The organism is Isoptericola sp. NPDC057191 (assembly GCF_042670225.1).
Classification (GTDB): domain Bacteria; phylum Actinomycetota; class Actinomycetes; order Actinomycetales; family Cellulomonadaceae; genus Isoptericola.
This window is the reverse complement of record NZ_JBHUWC010000017.1, coordinates 1-18,153: the sequence shown is the minus strand read 5'-3', so window position 1 is coordinate 18,153 and position 18,153 is coordinate 1. Positions and strand designations below refer to the sequence as shown.

Annotated in this window: 15 protein-coding genes; 8 read left to right on the top strand and 7 right to left on the bottom strand. The window is 73.9% G+C overall.

Annotated features, from left to right (window positions below):
• The first annotated feature begins 274 nt into the window (after positions 1–274).
• A complete protein-coding gene (locus tag ACFT55_RS04675; RefSeq protein ID WP_380242017.1) occupies positions 275–1,549 on the top strand; it encodes a sensor histidine kinase in 1,275 nt (424 codons plus the stop codon).
• A gap of 50 nt (positions 1,550–1,599) precedes the next feature.
• Positions 1,600–2,292, top strand: coding sequence for a response regulator (locus ACFT55_RS04670; protein WP_380242014.1), 693 nt, complete (start codon positions 1,600–1,602; stop codon positions 2,290–2,292).
• 27 nt (positions 2,293–2,319) lie between these two features.
• Here the strand turns inward: ACFT55_RS04670 and ACFT55_RS04665 are convergent, their stop codons facing one another.
• From ACFT55_RS04665 to ACFT55_RS04650, 4 genes are read right to left on the bottom strand one after another with little or no spacing between them, the layout of a single operon-like run.
• Positions 2,320–3,384: an App1 family protein gene (locus ACFT55_RS04665; protein ID WP_380242012.1), complete on the bottom strand. Its 1,065-nt coding sequence runs from the start codon at positions 3,382–3,384 to the stop codon at positions 2,320–2,322.
• Between the two features lie 16 nt (positions 3,385–3,400).
• The gene (locus ACFT55_RS04660) at positions 3,401–4,336 is read right to left on the bottom strand and encodes a carbohydrate ABC transporter permease (RefSeq protein ID WP_380242010.1); all 936 of its coding nucleotides are present in this window, start codon (positions 4,334–4,336) and stop codon (positions 3,401–3,403) included.
• Between the two features lies 1 nt (position 4,337).
• Complete coding sequence (locus ACFT55_RS04655) at positions 4,338–5,300, bottom strand: carbohydrate ABC transporter permease (RefSeq protein ID WP_380242007.1); 963 nt, start codon at positions 5,298–5,300, stop codon at positions 4,338–4,340.
• 16 nt (positions 5,301–5,316) lie between these two features.
• Complete coding sequence (locus ACFT55_RS04650; RefSeq protein WP_380242005.1) at positions 5,317–6,735, bottom strand: extracellular solute-binding protein; 1,419 nt, start codon at positions 6,733–6,735, stop codon at positions 5,317–5,319.
• 113 nt (positions 6,736–6,848) lie between these two features.
• Here ACFT55_RS04650 and ACFT55_RS04645 point away from each other — a divergent pair, with 113 nt between their 5' ends.
• From ACFT55_RS04645 to ACFT55_RS04635, 3 genes are all read left to right on the top strand, one after another.
• Positions 6,849–7,952, top strand: a complete 1,104-nt coding sequence (locus ACFT55_RS04645; RefSeq protein ID WP_380242002.1) for a LacI family DNA-binding transcriptional regulator — start codon at positions 6,849–6,851, stop codon at positions 7,950–7,952.
• Positions 7,953–8,042: 90 nt separating this feature from the next.
• A complete protein-coding gene (locus ACFT55_RS04640) occupies positions 8,043–9,911 on the top strand; it encodes a glycoside hydrolase family 2 protein (RefSeq protein WP_380242000.1) in 1,869 nt (622 codons plus the stop codon).
• A 102-nt stretch (positions 9,912–10,013) separates the two neighbouring features.
• A complete protein-coding gene (locus ACFT55_RS04635) occupies positions 10,014–13,337 on the top strand; it encodes a GH92 family glycosyl hydrolase (RefSeq protein ID WP_380241998.1) in 3,324 nt (1,107 codons plus the stop codon).
• A 31-nt stretch (positions 13,338–13,368) separates the two neighbouring features.
• Here the strand turns inward: ACFT55_RS04635 and ACFT55_RS04630 are convergent, their stop codons facing one another.
• The gene (locus ACFT55_RS04630; protein ID WP_380241996.1) at positions 13,369–14,094 is read right to left on the bottom strand and encodes a ZIP family metal transporter; all 726 of its coding nucleotides are present in this window, start codon (positions 14,092–14,094) and stop codon (positions 13,369–13,371) included.
• A 103-nt stretch (positions 14,095–14,197) separates the two neighbouring features.
• On the opposite strand from ACFT55_RS04630, the gene ACFT55_RS04625 reads away from it, so the two are divergent.
• Positions 14,198–14,638: a hypothetical protein gene (locus ACFT55_RS04625; RefSeq protein ID WP_380241994.1), complete on the top strand. Its 441-nt coding sequence runs from the start codon at positions 14,198–14,200 to the stop codon at positions 14,636–14,638.
• 33 nt (positions 14,639–14,671) lie between these two features.
• On the opposite strand, the gene ACFT55_RS04620 is transcribed toward ACFT55_RS04625, so the two are convergent.
• Positions 14,672–15,262: a DNA-3-methyladenine glycosylase I gene (locus ACFT55_RS04620; protein WP_380241992.1), complete on the bottom strand. Its 591-nt coding sequence runs from the start codon at positions 15,260–15,262 to the stop codon at positions 14,672–14,674.
• Positions 15,263–15,479: 217 nt separating this feature from the next.
• Between ACFT55_RS04620 and ACFT55_RS04615 the strand changes: the two genes are divergently transcribed.
• Together ACFT55_RS04615 and ACFT55_RS04610 are read left to right on the top strand one after the other, a co-directional pair.
• Positions 15,480–16,553: a LacI family DNA-binding transcriptional regulator gene (locus ACFT55_RS04615; protein WP_380241990.1), complete on the top strand. Its 1,074-nt coding sequence runs from the start codon at positions 15,480–15,482 to the stop codon at positions 16,551–16,553.
• Positions 16,554–16,629: 76 nt separating this feature from the next.
• Complete coding sequence (locus ACFT55_RS04610) at positions 16,630–17,238, top strand: GDSL-type esterase/lipase family protein (RefSeq protein WP_380241988.1); 609 nt, start codon at positions 16,630–16,632, stop codon at positions 17,236–17,238.
• Positions 17,239–17,409: 171 nt separating this feature from the next.
• Here ACFT55_RS04610 and ACFT55_RS04605 read toward each other — a convergent pair.
• A partial coding sequence (locus ACFT55_RS04605) for a beta-ketoacyl-[acyl-carrier-protein] synthase family protein (protein WP_380241986.1) occupies positions 17,410–18,153 on the bottom strand: 744 nt, incomplete at its 5' end.

Below are 18,153 nucleotides of genomic sequence, written 5' to 3'. Positions count from 1 at the left end.
CACCCTGAAGCGGGCTCGCAGGTGTCGCGGTATGCGGACGGCGAGAGACACTCATGTCGCTTTTTCTTCCAACGTGCATTCCCGGCGAACTTGTCACTTTCCCTCCTTGGTCCTGGGGTTGGTACGCGCACGAGTGTGAGTCATGCGGACGACATCCACCGGCGAATTGCAGGATTCGCAACGGGCTGAGGTGGTGTCCGTGCGCCGCGTCCCGTGCCCAGGGTTCCCCCGACCGGGGGAGGCGCGACACGCACGCGGTCGGCAGACTGACGGCATGGCGGCGCGGACGGCGGTGGGCAGCGGACGGCGCACCGCGCGCTGGGCGCTGACGCCGCTGACCAGCGCGTCCACCGTGCGTGCGGGCGTGTACCTCGTCATCGGGGGAGTGGTCGCCGGGGCCTACCTCCTGCTCGCCGCCGGCTTCGTGCAGATGTTCGCCGATCCGGCCACCCCGCGCACCGCCGTCGCCGTCCTGGCCGCGATGACGGCCGTCCTCGTGGGCGCGCCGCCCTTCCTCGCGCCCGTGCGGACGCTGGAGATCGCCGCGGCGCGGACCTTCCTCGACGTCGGCGCCGAGGCCCTGCCCGACCCGGCCGGGCCGCCCACCGTCGCGACACGGTGGCGCGGTGCTGCCTGGTTCGCGCTGCACCTCGCCCTCGGCGCCGTCGTGACTCTGGGCCTGCTGGTGGCCGTGCCGCTCGCGACACAGCTCGTGCTGTCGGCGGCCGGCGTCGACCAGGCGTTCCTCGCCCAGGTGACGCCGACGTTCGCGCACAGCCCCGCCGGGTGGGTGGCCCTCGCCGTGCTGGCGCTGCTCGCCCTGCCGTACGGCACGGCGTTCGCACGGCGGGTGCTGAGGCAGTCGGCGGAGCCCCTGCTCGGGCCGGACCAGACGGCGCGGATCGCGGAGCTCGAGGCGCGGGCCGACCGGCTCGCGGAGCGCGGCCGCCTCGCCCGCGAGCTGCACGACTCGGTCGGGCACGCGCTCACCGTCACGACCCTGCAGGCCGCGGCCGCGTCGCGGCTGGTCGGTTCCGACCCGGACGCGGCCCGCCGCTCGCTCGCCGCGATCGAGGAGTCCGGCCGCGCGGCGATGGCCGACCTCGACCACGTGCTCGGGCTGCTGCGCGCCGGCGACGGCGTCCCCGCCGACCAGCGTGCGCCCGCCCGTGCGCTCGCCGACCTCCCCGCCCTCGTGGACGACGCACGCCACGCGGGTGCCCAGGTGCACCTCGACCTCGCCCCCGGGGCCGCCGACGCGCTGCCCCGGGCGACCTCGCACGAGGCCTACCGCGTGGTGCAGGAGGCGCTCACCAACGCCGTCCGGCACGCTCCCGGCAGCCCGGTCGCGGTGCGGGTGCGCCTTGCGGGCGACCGTCTCGTCGTCGAGGTCGCGAACCCGCTGCCGGGGAGGCCCCGGGGGTCGGCGGGGCGCGGCGGCCGCGGCCTGCACGGCATGGCCGAGCGGGTCCGGCTCCTGCGCGGCGACCTCGACGCCGGGCCGCGCGAGGACACGTGGGTGGTGACGGCGCGCTTCCCGCTGGCCTGAGCACGGGCGCCCGGGAGCCCGGTCCGCACCGATGCGGCAGGATCGACGGCGTGAACCTCCCTCCGGGCGCTGTCCGCGTCGTCCTCGTCGACGACGAGCCGCTGGTGCGGGCGGGCCTGCGCGTGATCCTCGACGCGGAGCCCGACCTGGAGGTCGTGGGGGAGGCGGCCGACGGGTCCGAGGTCCCCCAGGCCGTGGCGCAGGCGCGGCCGGACGTCGTCCTCATGGACGTGCGGATGCCGCGCGTGGACGGGATCGCGGCGACGCGGGCCGTCGTCGCGTCGGGCGGGCCCGGCGCCCCCGCGCCCAAGGTGCTCGTGCTCACCACCTTCGAGAACGACGACCACGTGCTCGACGCCCTGCACGCCGGCGCACAGGGCTTCCTGCTGAAGCGGGCGCGTCCGGAGGAGGTCGCGGACGCCGTGCGGCTCGTGGCGCGGGGCGACTCGCTGCTCTTCCCCGACGCGGTGCGACGGCTCGTGGCCGCGCGCGGCACGGACGGACCGGCCTCCGGCGGGCTGCGGGACGCCCGCCTCACCGCGCGGGAGGGCGAGGTGCTGCGCCTGATGGCGACGGGCCTGTCGAACGCGGAGATCGCGGGCGAGCTGTACCTGGGCGTCGAGACGGTGCGCACCCATGTGGGCAACGTGCTCGCCAAGCTCGGCGTGCGCGACCGTACGCAGGCCGTGGTGCGCGCCTACGAGTCCGGCTTCGTGCCGGTGCACGGCGGGCCGAGCGCGTAGGAGGCACCCGCGCCGTCGCGACCGCCGTCAGCGGGTGGAGTCAGGACGGAGCAGCCAGGCGAGCCTGTCGGCGAGCTCCACGCCGTCCTCGCCCCGCACCAGCGGGGCGCCGGGCTCCGGGCGGCCGCGCACGGGGCGTACCCGGGCGCGGGCGACCTTCCGGATGGCGATCGCCACCACGCGCCCCTGCCAGCGCGCGGACGCGCGCACGTACACGTCCTCGTCGAGCTGGCCGGCGTCGCCGAGCAGGAGCCACCGCACGTCGGGGAACGTCGTCATGAGGCGGTCCAGGGTGTCGCTCTTGTGCTGCGGGCCGCTGCGGAACCAGCCGGTCTGCGTCGGTCCCCAGTCGGTGAGGAGCAGGGGGCCCGGCGGGAACCCGTACCGGTCGAGGAACTGCGACAGCGTCCCGGCGGTGTTCCACGCGCCGTTGGAGAGGTAGACGAACGGCGCTCCGGGGTGGTCGGCGGCGAGCCGCCGGTAGAGCTCCGGCATCCCCGGGACGGGACGGCGGGCGCTCGCCCGGATGACGAACGTGTTCCACGCCGCGACCAGCGGGCGCGGCACGGCGGTGATCATCGCCGTGTCGTCGATGTCGCTGACGACGCCGAACGTCGTGCCGGGACCGACGACGACCACCTGGCCGGTGGCCTCGGCGCCGGAGCGCTCGGCGGTGAGGACGACGTCGTGCCGACCGGCCGGCAGAGGAGCGTCCTCGGGAGGCGACACCAGGGCGTCCACGTACCCGGCGCGGTCGGTCTTGACGGTGACGTCCGCGCCGCCCACGGTCACCCGCACCGGCTCGCCGGGTGCCGGCATGGTGAGGTAGCTGCGCAGCGGCCGTCGTTCCGCCGCCAGCTCCGGCGCCAGCGGTCCCGTCGCGTGCGACGGCGGCACCAGCAGCACGCGGGCGAGCACCCGCACGCCGAGCGGCGTGCCGTACCCGGTGTACGGGAGGAGGCGCGGCACCCAGCCCCGCCGGCGCAGGAACGCCCCCGCCACGGCGCACCACCGGTCCTCCAGCAGCGCCGCGAGGTGAGGTCGCTGGGTGCGTCGGGGGAGGGGGTGCTGTGTGGCGGGGGCGTCCGGCATGCCCCGATCGTCCCTGCTACTGGCCGCCCATGCCCGTCGTGGCGACACCCTGGACGATCCGGCGCTGGAAGAGCATGAACACGACGAGCAGCGGCAGCGCCGCGATCATCGCCGACGCCATGTTCTGCGCGTACTGCACGCCGTACGCGTTCTTCACGGTCGACAGGCCGACGGGCAGGGTCATGAACTGCGGGTCGGTCGTGACGATGAACGGCCACAGGAAGTTGTTCCACGCGCCGATGAACACGAAGATCGCGACGGCGACGAGGATCGACTTCGACAGCGGCAGCACGATCGTCCAGAACAGCCGCCACGTGCCGGCGCCGTCGATGCGGGCCGCGTCGAGCAGCTCGGTGGGGATGGCGTCGAAGAACCGCTTGAGGATGAACACCATCACCGGCGCCACGACCTGCGGCAGCACGATGCCCGCGAACGTGTCCACCAGCCCCATGGCCTGCATCTGCTTGAACAGCGGCACGATGAGGATCTGGCCGGGCATCATGATCGACGCGATCGTGAGGAACTGCAGCAGCCTGCGTCCCTTGAACACCGTCTGCGAGAACGCGAAGGCGGCCATCGCGGAGATCAGCACGGTCAGCGCGGTCACGAGGACGGCGACGACCAGGCTGTTCCACATCCAGCCCAGCAGCTCGCTGTTGCCGAGGACCTGGCGGTAGGCGTCCAGCGTCCAGCCCTGGCTGGGCCACCACGACGCGGGCAGGGCCGCCTCGGCCTCGTGCTTGAAGCTGGTGACGGCGCCCCAGGCGAGGGGCAGCAGCCACAGCACGGCCAGGACGACGAGGGCGGCGAGCGCCGCGGCCCGCACCCACGGCGACGGACCGATCGTCAGCTTGGTGAGCGTGCGGTTCTCGGCGCGGGTCTGCTGCGCGGCCGACCGGCGTCCGGCGACCAACGTCGAGACGGACCGGGGAGCGGACTGAGCGACGGACACGTCAGGCCTCCTTCTTCGTGGGCAGCAGCCGGACCAGCGTGAACACGAGGATCAGGGCGAAGAACACGTACGAGATGGCGGAGGCGTACCCGAGGCGGTAGTTCGTGAAGCCCGTGTCGTAGACGTACTCGAGGATCGGCCGCGTGCTCCCGTTGGGACCGCCGGCGGTGAGCAGGTAGATCTGGTCGAAGACCTTGAGCGAGGCGAGCAGCTGCAGCACGACGATCACGCCGGTGATGGTCTTCAGCTGCGGGAGGGTGATGGAGAACAGCCGCCGCCATCCGCCGGCGCCGTCGATCGTCGCCGCCTCGTACTGCTGCTGCGGGATGCCCTGCAGGGCCGCCAGGTACAGGAGGAAGTTGAAGCCGACGGTCCACCAGACGGTGACGAGCGCGATGGAGAACATCGCGACGTTCTCGTCGGTGAGCCACCCCACCGGCCCGAGGCCGAGCTTCGCGATCCAGACGTCCAGCAGGCCGATCTCCGGCTGGAACAGCCAGCTCGCCAGGGACGACACGACGGCGCTGGTCAGCAGGAACGGCGCGAAGAACGACATCCGCCACACCCACTGGCCCGGCAGGCCGGTGTGCACCAGCAGCGCCATGAGGAGCGCGACGACGATGAGGGGGACGGTGCTGAGCACCGTGAACCACACCGTGTGCAGGAGCGTCTGCCACACCTGCGGGTCGCTGAAGGCCTCGACGTAGTTGTCGAAGCCGATGAACGAGCTCCCCGTGGCGGTGAGGCTCTGGTCGGTGAAGCTCATCCACAGGCCGTAGATCGTCGGCCACAGGAGGAAGAGTCCGGTCGCCACCGCGAACGGGGCGACGAACAGGTACCCGGAACGGTCCCGTGCGCGCAGCGAGGTGCGGGTGGCGCGGGTCCCGGTACGGGGACGGGTGCCCGTGCGGCCCCGGGAGGGGCGTGCGACGGGGGCGCTGAGTGACGTGCTCGAGGCGGTCATCGTCGTCCTCTCTCGGTCAGGCGGGGCTGGGCTGCGAGAGGAAGCGGTTCATCTCGCTGAGCATGCGGTCGACGGCGGTCTGCGGGGACGCCTTGCCGGACAGGGTGTCGGTCATGGCGTCGCCCATGCGCGTCTGGAAGTCGCTGCCGCCGCCGGTGAACCAGGCGTCGGGGTCGAAGACGGCGATCTCGGCGGCGGGCGCATAGTCGCGCTGCGGGGTGAGCGACTGGTACTCCGGCGTCTGGACCACCGGCTGGTACGCCGGGATGTGTCCCGCGGACGCCCAGGTCAGGCCCTCCTTGAGCAGGCCGGCGAGGACGCGGTACGTGGCCGCGCGCTTGGCGGGGTCCGGGTGCGCCTGCCTCGGCAGGACGAACGAGTGGGAGTCGGCGTAGTTCGCCGGCGTCCCGAAGATCGCCGGGAACGGCGTGGCGCCGACGTCGGGGATGGCGCCCTGGAACATCGGGAGGTCCCACTCGCCGGAGAACATCAGCCCGGTGCGCTCGGACATGAACCGCCCGGAGGCGGCGCCGCCGTCCTGGTTCTTCGCCGCGACCTTGCCGTCGACCATCTCCTGGAGGAACTCGAACACCTCGGTGGCCGCCTTCTCGTCCAGCTCGGCCGGCTTGCCCGGCGTCAGGTCGTAGCCGCCTCCGTTCTGGTTGTACAGGCCCCAGAACATGCGCCAGCAGCCCGCGGTGTCGCGCAGGTAGCCCCACGAGACGCCCGTCTCGCCCGTGACCTCGGCCATCGCGCGGCCCGCGTCGAGGAACGCGTCCGCGCCGGGTGCCAGGGCGAGCTTGCCGTCGGCGTCGAGCAGGCCCGCCTGCCCGGCGATCTTCGGGTTGTTGAACGCGATGTACGGGTGGGTGTCGAGCGGCAGCGCGTACAGCTGGCCGTCGAACTGCGCCTTCTCCCACACGGCGGGCGCGAAGTCGTCCTGCGTGATGCCGAGGTCGGCGAGGGCGTCCAGGTCGAACGGCTCCAGCAGGCCGCCGGGCGCGTACCCGGCGAGGCGCGACATGTGCATCACCGCGGCCTCCGGCGGGCGCCCGCCCGAGGACGCCATGGCGAGCTTCGTGTAGTAGGGGGCGCCCCAGGCGAGGGTCGTGGAGTCGACGGCGATGTCCGTGTTCGCCTTCGCGACCGCACCGACCATCTTCTGCATGAGCGCGCCGTCACCGCCCGAGAAGAGGTCCCAGATCATCACCGACGTGCGCCCGGACCCCGACGCCGCGGGTGTCGCGCACCCCGACAGGGCGCCGCCCAGCGCGATGCCGCCGGCCCCGACGAGCGCCGCCTGGAGCAGGCCGCGCCTGCTCCACCTCGGCCCGTCGTCCGCGGGACCGCTGCTTCCGGACCGAGGACGTCGTCCGGGTGCGTGGCTCGGCCACGACCCCCCTGGCGACGCAGAACTGCGCTGCATGGTCTTCATCGACCCTCCTTGGTGCAACGTTGCGCTCCAACGTGGGACCACGATGGACTAGGGCGGGCAGCCCGTCAAGAGAGCCAGCAAGGTTCTCCGTGGGCCGCCGGAGGGAGGAACGGATGTCGGCACTCGAGGGCGAGGACGCACGAGCGGGAGGCGGGGCCCGGGGGCGCGGGTCGGGCCGGGTGGGGATCAAGGACGTGGCCGCGGAGGCGGGCGTGTCGTGGAAGACGGTCTCGAACGTCGTCAACGGCACCGGGCGCGTCGGCGACGACACGCGGGCGCGGGTCGAGGAGGTCATCGCCACCCTCGGCTACCGCCCCAACCTCGCGGGACGCCAGCTGCGCAGCGGGCGGACGAGCACCCTGGCGCTCGCCGTCCCGTGGGTGCACTCGCCGTACTTCTCGGCCCTCGCGCACATCGTGATCGACGTCGCCGGGGCACGTGGCTACCGCGTGCTCATCGAGGAGACGCGCACGGTCCGCGAGTCCGAGCTCGCCGTGGCGCGCGGGTTCGAGGTGCAGGCGATCGACGGGATCATCTTCTCGCCGCTGACCATCGCGCCGAGCGAGGTCGCCGAGGTGCGCGGGGAGACGCCGATGGTGCTCCTGGGGGAGCGGACCGACCCCGGCAGCCCCGGTGACCTGCGCACCGACCACGTGAGCATCGACAACGTCCTGGCGGCGCGGGAGGTCACCGACCACCTGCTGACCTCGGGGCGCACGCGGCTCGCGTTCCTCGGCGCGGAGCCGGTGGACGACCGCACCGGGATGCTCCGCGTGCGCGGGTTCCGGGAGGCGCACGAGGCGTCCGGCCGCAGCGCGGACCCGCGCTGGATCCTGCCGGCGCCGCAGTTCTCCCGGCAGGCGGGAGCGACGGCCGTGGAGGAGATCCTGCCGCGGGTCGACCAGATCGACGGGCTCGTCTGCGCCAACGACGAGCTCGCGCTGGGCGCGCTGTACGCGCTGCGGCTCAACGGCGTGCGGGTGCCGGAGGACCTGGCCGTCACGGGCTGGGACAACACCGAGGACGGACGGTTCGCCAACCCGTCGCTGACGACGGTCGCGCCGGACCTGCAGGCCATCGCGGAGACCGCCGTGGAGCGCGTCGTCGCCCAGGTGCGCCGCCCCGGCGCCGACGCCCCGCCGGCCCCGGTGGACGTCGTCGTCCCGCACCGGCTCCTCGTCCGGGAGAGCAGCAGGCCGCCGATCTCGACCCTCTGACCGCCCAGTCTCTGATTCAACGTTGCATCTTTTCGGGTTCCGCTGTTGAATCGGCGACGCACTGTCATCCACGCGCAACGGAGCTCAACGATGTCCGTCCTCGATCGTCTCGATCCTCCCTCCGCCCCGACCGGCGGCGACCTCCCCCGCCCCGAGTACCCGCGCCCGCAGGTGGTGCGGGACCGCTGGCTCAACCTCAACGGCTCCTGGGGGTTCGAGATCGACCCCGGCGACTCCGGGCTCGAGCGGGGCCTGCGCGAGCGGTCGCTCGCCGGCACCATCACCGTGCCGTTCGCCCCGGAGTCCGAGCTGTCCGGGGTGGAGAACACCGACTTCCTCGAGGCGGTCTGGTACCGCCGCGAGGTGACCGTCCCGGCGGACTGGGACGAGGTCGCGGGCGCCGACACCCACGTGCTGCTGCACTTCGGGGCCGTCGACCACGACGCCACCGTCTGGGTGGACGGCACCGAGGTGGCGCGCCACCGCGGTGGGTTCACCCCGTTCACGGCCGACCTGTTCGGCGTCGCGGCGCCGGGCGACACCGTGACCGTCGTCGTGCGGGCCCGCGACCACCGCGGCATCCCGCAGGCACGCGGCAAGCAGTCCGGCCTGTACGCCAACAAGGACTGCCACTACACGCGCACCACGGGCATCTGGCAGACGGTGTGGATGGAGCCGGTGCCCGGCGCCAGCCTGCGCCGTCCGCGCATCACCCCGGACCTCGCCGCGCGCGCCCTCGACGTGCGGGTGCCCCTCACGCAGAACCGCCGGGGCCACCACGTGGTCGTGACGGTGAGCGACGCGGACGGTGTCGTCGCCACCGAGACCACGCGCGCGGACCTCGACCTCGCGCCGTCGGTGCGCGTCGTGATCCCCGCGGACCGGGTGCGTCCGTGGTCCACGCAGGACCCGCACCTGTACGGCGTCGAGGTCGAGCTGCACGACGCGGCGGGCGACGTCGTCGACGCGGTCCGCTCGTACGCGGGCCTGCGTTCCGTGGCGATCGAGGGCAAGGCGGTCCGGATCAACGGCGAGCCCGTCTTCCAGCGCCTCGTGCTCGACCAGGGCTACTGGCCCGAGTCGCTCATGACCGCGCCCAGCGACGCCGCCCTGCGGCGTGACGTCGAGCTCGGCCTCGAGGCCGGCTTCAACGGCGCCCGCCTGCACCAGAAGGTCTTCGAGGAGCGCTACCTCTTCCACGCGGACCGGCTGGGCTACCTCGTGTGGGGCGAGTTCGGCGACTGGGGGGCGGGCGACTTCGGCCGAAAGGACGACCACCAGAAGCCGACCACGTCGTACGTCGGCGAGTGGCTGGAGGCCCTGGAGCGGGACTTCTCCCACCCGTCGATCATCGGCTGGTGCCCGCTGAACGAGACCCACCAGCTGCTGCACGACCGGATCACGCAGCTCGACGACGTCACGCGCGCGATGTTCCTCGCGACCAAGCTCGCGGACCCGTCGCGCCCCGTGCTCGACGCCAGCGGGTACTCGCACCGCGTGCTCGAGACCGACGTCTGGGACTCCCACCACTACGAGCAGGACCCGGAGGCGTTCGCCCGCGACATGGCGGGGCTGAAGGACGGCCGGCCGTACGCGAACGACTACGACGAGGGCCCCATCTCGCTCCCGTACCGGGGGCAGCCGTACTTCTGCAGCGAGTACGGCGGCATCTGGTGGAACCCGGAGGAGGCGGCCCAGGCTGCGGGCGACGACCGCAGCGAGTCGTGGGGCTACGGCCAGCGCGTGGCCGACGAGGAGGAGTTCCACACCCGGTTCGCCGGGCTGACGGACGCCCTGCTCGACGACCCGCTGATGTTCGGCTACTGCTACACGCAGCTCACCGACGTCTTCCAGGAGCAGAACGGCATCTACCGCTTCGACCGCTCCGGCAAGCTCGACGTCGAGCGGGTGCGCGCCGTGCAGGTGCGTCCGGCCGCGTTCGAGAAGGACGCCGACTGACCCACGACGACCCCTCGACGTAGCGATTCCTCCTCGTCCCAGCCTGGGACGAGGAGGAATCGCTAGGCCGTGCCGGCAGCAGCCCCGTACCCAGGAGATCCGATGACGCCTCCCACCTCGTTCGCGACGTCCTTCGAGCCCGGCGACCCCGCCCCGCTGGCATCCTCCCGACGCGCGCCGCTGGTCGTGCGCGTGGGGAACGGCCCCGCGTCCGGCGCCACGCACAAGGCGCGTGCCGGCTTCTCCGGCCTGCACGCGCTCGGCTTCGCCGGCCTGCGCGACGGGGACGGCGCCGCCACGCACGTGCTCTTCGAGGGGCTGGGGATCGAGGTCGGGTCGCGCACCCGGCTGAGCTACGTCGTCCTGCCCGACCTGCGCGGGGACCTGCGGTACCCGTCCACCTACGTGGCGCTCGACCTGGCGTTCACGGACGGCACGTTCCTGTCGGACCTCCCGGCCACCGACGCGCACGGCACCCGCGCCACGGCGCGCGCCCAGGGCGAGGGCAAGATCCTCTACGCCGACCAGTGGAACTCCGTGCGGGTCGACGTCGGCGCGGTCGCGGCGGGGCGCACCGTGGACGCGATCCTGCTGCGCTGCGACCCGCCCGCGGACATGGCCGACGCCGCGTTCTCCGGCTGGGTCGACGACGTGGCACTGACGGCCGAGCCCGCCGTCGTCGGCGGCGCCTCCGGGCACCCCGTGGACCTCGTCGACACCCGCCGCGGCACGATGTCGAGCGGGCAGTTCTCCCGCGGCAACAACGCGCCCGCCACGGCGGTGCCGAACGGGTTCACCCTCTGGGTGCCGATGACGGACGCGTCCTCGCAGCGCTGGCTCTACGAGTACCACCGGGCCAACGACCACGAGAACCGGCCGGTGCTGCAAGGGTTCGGCGTCTCGCACCAGCCCAGCCCGTGGATGGGCGACCGCAACCAGCTCGTCGTGCAGCCCGCCACGGGCGCCGGCACGCCCACGGCCGACCTCGCCGCCCGTGGGCTGCCCTTCGACCACGCGGACGAGACCGCCCGGCCCGACCTGTACGCCGTGACCTTCGCGGGCGGGGTCACCCTCGCGGCCACGCCCTCGGACCACGGCGGCGTGCTGCGGTTCGGCTTCCCGGCCGACGCCCCCGACGGTGTCGGGCACGTGCTGCTCGACACCGTCACCACCTCCGCCGGCGCGGCCCGTCTCACGGTGCACCCCGACGGCACCGTCACGGGGTGGGTCGACGACGGCAGCCCGTTGTCCGTGGGCCGCTCGCGCATGTTCGTGGCCGGCACCTTCGACCGTGCGCCCCTCACGGTCGGTGCCGCCGCGGGCGACCGGCAGCACGCGCGGTTCGCGACCTTCGACACGACCCGCGAGCCCGCCGTCGAGCTCCGGCTCGCGACGTCGTACCTCAGCCTGGACCAGGCACGCCACGCCCTCGACCTGGAGCTCGCCGAGCGGCCGTTCGCCCAGGTGCAGGAGGCCGCGCGGGCGCTCTGGCAGGAGCGGCTGGGTGTCGTCGAGGTGGCCGGCGCCACCGACGACCAGCGCGTCACCCTGTACTCCAACCTGTACCGGCTGCACCTCTACCCGAGCTCCCACACCGAGAACACGGGCACCGCCGAGGCGCCCGTGCTCCGGCACGCCAGCCCGGTCGCCCCGCCCGTGGGGGAGAGCACCGACACGGTCACCGGCGCCGCCGTCGTCGACGGCCGCATGATGGTCAACCACGGCTTCTGGGACACGTACCGCACCGCGTGGCCCGCGCTGTCCCTGCTGTACCCGGACCTCACCGCCGAGCTCGCCGACGGCTTCGTGCAGCAGTACCGCGACGGCGGCTGGATCTCGCGCTGGTCCTCGCCCGGGTACGCCGACCTCATGACCGGCACCAGCTCCGACGTCGCCCTCGCCGACGCCTATCTCAAGGGCGCCCTGCCGACGGCGCTCGCGCTCGACGCGTACGACGCCGCCCTCCGGAACGCCACCGTCGCGCCCCCGCACGACGCCGTCGGGCGCAAGGGCCTCGAGACGTCGGCGTTCCTCGGGTTCACGCCCGCCTCCACGGACGAGTCCGTGTCGTGGGGGCTCGAGGGCTGCCTCAACGACTTCGGCATCGGCACGATGGCGGCGGCGCTCGCGGACGACCCGGCGACGCCGGACGACCGGCGTGCGACGCTGCGCGAGGAGTCGGAATACCTGCTGGACCGCGTGGGCCAGTACGGCGGGCTGTTCGACCCGGAGGTCCGGTTCTTCCGCGCGCGGGGCGCGGACGGGGTGTTCACGCCTCCTGCGCGCGACTTCGATCCCGACGACTGGGGCGGCCCGTTCACCGAGACGAACGCCTGGAACTTCGCCTTCCACGCGCCCCACGACCCGCGCGGCCTGGCCAACCTGTACGGCGGCCCCGCAGGGCTCGAGGAGCGGCTCGACGAGTTCTTCGACCGGCCCGAGGACGGCACGCACGTGGGCGGGTACGGGCAGGTCATCCACGAGATGACGGAGGCGCGCGACGTGCGGCTCGGGATGTGGGGCGTGAGCAACCAGCCCTCGCACCACGTGCCCTGGCTCTACACCGCCGTGGGTGCGCCGTGGAAGGCGCAGCGGATCCTGCGCGAGACGCTGCGCCGTCTCTTCGTCGGCAGCGAGATCGGTCAGGGGTACCCCGGCGACGAGGACAACGGCGAGATGTCCGCGTGGTGGATCTTCGCCGCGCTCGGGCTCTACCCGTTGCAGGTCGGCTCCCCGCGGTACGCGGTCGGGTCGCCGCTGTTCGACGAGGTGACGGTCCACCGGCCCGACGGCGACCTCGTGATCCGCACCCGGGAGAACTCTCTCGAGAACGTCTACGTGCAGTCCCTCACCGTCGACGGCTCGCCCCGCACCGCCGCCTGGCTGGACCACGCCGACCTCACGGGCGGCGCCACCGTCGAGGTCGTCATGGGCCCCGAGCCGTCGGGCTGGGGCACCGGCCCGGGCGACGCGCCGCCGTCCCTCACCGCCGGCGACGCGCCGCCCGCGCCGCTGGTCGACGTCACGCGCGACGGCAGCGTGCAGGTGGACGACGGGGGCACCGCCCGCGACGGCGACGTCCTGGTGGACGACACCTCGGCGACGGTGCAGACCTTCGCCTCGCGTGCACCGGTCGTCACGTGGGCGGGCGACGGCGCGCGGCCGGTCGTGGTCCGGTACACCCTGACCTCCGGCCCGGACGGCGCGGCGCCGGCCGCGTGGCGCCTCGAGGGATCCGACGACGGGGACACCTGGACCACGCTCGACGAGCGGTCGGGCGAGGTGTTCCGCTGGTCGCGCCAGACGCGCCCGTTCACCGTCGCCCGGCCCGCGCCGTCCGCCGTCGTGCGGCTGGTCGTCACCGGCGCGGCCGGCGACGGGCCGCTCACGCTCGCGCAGATCGAGCTGCTCGCGGACGGGCGGTAGCCGCCGCCCGAGGAGGTTCTTCCGCGTCGGCCTAGCCCAGGGCGGACAGGCCGAACGCGGTGGCGAACCCCAGCACGGTGACCAGCCCCGTCACCGGGCCGCCGAACTCGGTCGCCTCCGGGATCATGGTGTCCACGAGCATCGTCAGCAGCGCCCCGGCCGCGAAGGCCTGCACGACGGCGATGGTCACCGGGTCCGCTGAACCCAGCACGGCGTACCCCACACCCGCGGCCAGCGCGGAGACGAGCGTCGTGCCGCCCCAGAGCAGCGCCAGCCGCGCGGTGGAGGTCCCGGCCTGGCGCAGCCCGACCGTGGCGGACATCGCCTCCGGCAGGTTGGAGATGAACACGGCCGCGAGCACCGCGACGCTCACCCCGCCCCCACCGACCAGGGTGGAGCCCAGCACCACCGACTCCGGGATGCCGTCCAGCACGGTGCCCAGGGCGATCGCGCCGCCCGACCCCGCCGACTGCGCGCCGGTGGACCGCTTGCGGTCACGACCACCACGCCGGTCGATGAGCAGGTCGCCGACGAAGAACGTCAGCGCGCCGGCCGCGAGTCCCGCGAGGAGCACCCACCCGCTCGCGGCCCGGGACGCGTCCTCCACCAGGTCGTACGCGACCGCGCTGATCAGCACCCCGGCGCCGAACGCCATGATCAGGCCCGTGAGCCGTCTGCTCGGCGTGCGCCACAGCACCAGCGCCGCGCCGATCAGCAGCGACGAGCTGCCGAGGAGTCCCCACCAGAAGCCACTCATCCCGGCATCTCATCAGGTACCGGACAAGCCCGCTCGCGCGCCGACCCCCACGGGTTCCGCACCCTCGGGTGCGGCGCGGCCGCAGCCCTGCGAGCATCGCGCCATGGATCTCCAGGAGCTCACCCGCCCGGAACGCACCTCACCGCCGCGCACGATCAGCCGCGTCGCGATCGGCCTGGCGCTCGCAGGCGCCGGGGTGACGCACCTGACGGTCGCCCGCGAGGAGTTCCGCGCCCAGGTGCCGGCATGGTTCCCGGTCGACGAGGACGTCACGGTGCTCGCGTCCGGCGTCGTGGAGATCGTGCTCGGCGGGTCGCTGGTCGCGCTGTCCCGGTGGAAGGTCGTCGTCGGGCTGCTCGTCGCGGCGTTCTTCGTGGTGATCTTCCCCGGGAACGTCGGGCAGTGGCTCGAGCACAAGGACGGCTTCGGGCTCGACACGGACACCAAGCGGTTGGTGCGGCTGTTCTTCCAGCCGGTGCTGGTCGCGCTCGCGCTGTGGTCGACGGGCGCCTTCCGCGCGCTGCGGCGGGCCGCGCAGGACTGACCCTCAGGACTCTGAACCTCAGGACTCTGAACCTCAGGACTCTGACCCTCCGGGCTGCCGCGCGGTCACCACCGGGCAGGTCGCGAGATGGTCGTCCACCAGCCCGCACGCCTGCATGGCCGCGTACGCGGTCGTCGGCCCGAAGAAGCGGAAGCCCTCCTTCTTGAGCGCCTTCGCCAGCGCCACCGACTCGGGGGTGCTGGCGGGCACGACGTCCCACGCGGCGACCCGCTGCTCGCGCGGCGCCGGGGCGAACGACCAGAACAGCTCGTCGAGCGTGCGTCCTGCGTCGTGCAGCGCCAGCACGGCCCGCGCGTTGCCGATGGTGGCCTCGATCTTCTGCCGGTTGCGGATGATGCGCGCGTCGCCGAGAAGCCGTTCCACGTCGTCGGGCCCGAGCGCGGCCACCCGCTCCGGCTCGAAGTCGAGGAACACCTCCCGGAACGCCGGCCGCTTGCGCAGCACCGTGATCCAGGACAGCCCGGACTGGAAACCTTCCAGGGCGATCCGCTCCAGCAGCGCGGCCTCGCCGTGCACGGCGACCCCCCACTCGGTGTCGTGGTACGCCTCGTACAGGGGGTCGCCGTCGCCGAAGCACCGGGCGGCGGGGATGGTCGTCGTCATGCCCCCAGCGTGCACGCAGATCCCGACACCCGGGGACGGTGTCCTCAGATGTCCCCAGGTGGCCCCCGGTGCTCCCCCCTGGGGGCAGGCTCGAACCCTGCGGCCAGCTCGCGACGTCCTCGCCGAGCGGGTGATCCCTGGTCGTCCGCCGTTTCCCGGGCCTGTCGTCGCCGAGGTTCTCGATATCGTCGTCGGCACCAAGATGTCGGGAGAACTGATGACGCAAGGCACCCCCACGCTCGAGCCCGGCCGGCGCCGTGCCCGGCGTCCCACGCTCGCGGCGGTCGCCGAGCGCGCCGGGGTGAGCCTCAAGACGGCGTCGCGCGTGCTCAACGCCGAGCCGAACGTGGCTGCCGGCACCCGCGAGCGTGTGCAGGCCGCGGCCCACGCGCTCGGGTTCCGCCGCAACGCCGCCGCCGCCGACCTCGCCCGCGGCGGGGCGGCGCGCCTGGTCGGCTTCGTGACGGGCGACCTGGCCAACCCGTTCTACTCGGCGCTCGCGAGCGGCATCGAGCGCGAGCTGCGGGGGCGGGGGCTGCAGCTCCTCACCGCGAGCTCCGACGAGGACCCGGCCCGCGAGCGCCAGCTCACGGACGAGCTGTTCGAGCGGCGCGTGGGGGCGCTGGTGCTGACCCCGGCGTCCGGGGACCACGACGCGCTCCGCGAGGAGCAGGCGGCGGGGCTCCCCGTCGTGCTCGTGGACCGGCCGGCGCCCGACGTCGAGGCGGACACGGTGGTCATCGACAACCGCGGCGGGGTGCGCGCGGCCGTGCGGCACCTGCTGGAGCACGGGCACCGCAGGATCGGGCTGGTCGGTGACGAGTCCCGGCTCTGGACCTTCCGGGAGCGTCGCGCCGCGTTCGTCGCCGCCCTGGCCGAGGCCGACGTCGCCGATCCTGAGCGGTACGTGCGGGACGGCGCGCACGACGCGGACGGAGCCCGCGCGCTGGTCGCCGAGCTGCTGGCGCTCGACGAGCCGCCCACCGCTCTGGTGACCGCGAACAACAAGATCACGGTGGGGGCGCTGCACGCGCTCCGTGACCGGTCGGGGGCCGGGGGCGCGCCGGTGGCGCTCGTGGGGTTCGACGACTTCGAGCTGGCGGACCTGCTGGGCGTGACGGTGGTCGGGTACGACGCCGTCGAGATGGGGCGCCAGGCCGCGGCGCTGGCGCTGGCGCGGGCCGAGGACCCGACCCGTGCCGCGCAGCTCGTCGTCGTGCCGACGCGCCTCGTGCCACGGGGCAGCGGCGAGACGCCGCCCGCCGGTCGACGCTCCGGACGCTCGACGTAGCGGTTTCTTCTCTTCCTCGACCGGGACGAGAAGAAACCGCTACGTCGGAGAGCCCGTCCGTCGGTACGGTCCGGGCATGACGACGGCACCGGACGTGCGGATCTGCTTCGCCGGCGACTCCTACGTCGCGGGTACGGGCGACCGGTCCGGCCTCGGCTGGGTGGGCCGTGTGGTGGCGGCCGCGCTGGCCGGGGGCCACCGGCTCACGACGTACAACCTCGGGGTGCGCGGCGACACGTCGCGCCAGGTGGCTGACCGGCTGGGCGCTGAGCTGGGGCCCCGCCTGACCGGGGGCGACGAGCACCGCGTGGTCCTGGCCTTCGGCGTGAACGACACGGTGCTCCGCGACGGGCGGGTGCGCCTCGCCCTCGCCGCCTCCGTCGAGGCGCTGCACCACGCCGTCGACGTGGCGGGGGCGGCGTCGGTGCTCGTCGTCGGGCCGCCTGCCGTCGACGACGACGCGCAGAACGTCCGCCTCCGCGGGCTCACCGACGCGTTCGCCCAGGAGTGTGCGGGGCGCGGCCTGCCGTTCGTCGACACGTTCGGCATCACGCTGGACGACGCGACCTGGCGGCGCGAGGTCGGCGAGGGCGACGGGTTCCACCCGGACGCCGCGGGCTACGCGGCGCTCGCGGCCGTCGTCGAGCCGCCGTTCCTGGCCTGGCTCACGGCCGGGTACACCTAGGCTCGCGCCTCGCCCCAGCCGGCGCGCGCGGCGTACCAGCCGAGCTGGACGGTGTCGTTGCGGACCGAGGCGCACGACGACGCCGGCTACGACGTCACCGTCGCGTCGACGACTGACGTAGCGCTCGGGTCTCTTCTCGTACGGGGAACAGACCCGAGCGCTATGTCGCCGTCAGTCTCGCGACAGGACGAGCGCGGCGCTGTGCCCGCCGAAGCCGAAGGCGTCGACGAGCGCGTGCCGGGCCGTCGTCGGGCGCGGCGTGGTGACGACGTCGAGGTCGACGGCGGGGTCAGGGTCGTCGAGGTTCAGGGTGGGCGGTATGACGCCGTGGCGCAGGGCCTGGAGGGCGACCAGCGCGCCGAGGGCGCCGGACGCGCCGAGCAGGTGGCCGGTGGACGCCTTCGTGGCGGTGACGGGCGGCGGCGTGCCGAGGGCGAGTCGCAGCGCGTCGGCCTCGTTGACGTCGCCCGCGGGCGTGGACGTGGCGTGGGCGTGCACCAGCCCGACGTCGCCCGGTCCGATCGCGGCGTCCCGGAGCGCGAGGCGGACGGTGCGGGCCTGGTTGGCCGGGTCGCCGCCCACGATGTCGTACGCGTCGGACGTGACCGCGGCGCCGTCCACCGCTCCGAGGACGGGTGCCCCGCGCGCACGGGCGTGCTCCTCGGCCTCGAGCACGAGCAGGACGGCGCCCTCGCCCATGACGAAGCCGTCGCGGCCGGTGTCGAACGGCCGGGACGCGCGCTCGGGCTCGTCGTTGCGGGTGGACAGCGCCCGGGTGCGGGCGAAGGCGACGAGCGAGAACGGGAGCACCCCGGCCTCGACGCCGCCGCACACGACCACGTCGGCCTGCCCGGTGCGGATCAGGTCCCGCCCGGTGGCGATCGCCTCCGACCCGGCGGCGCAGGCGCTGACGGG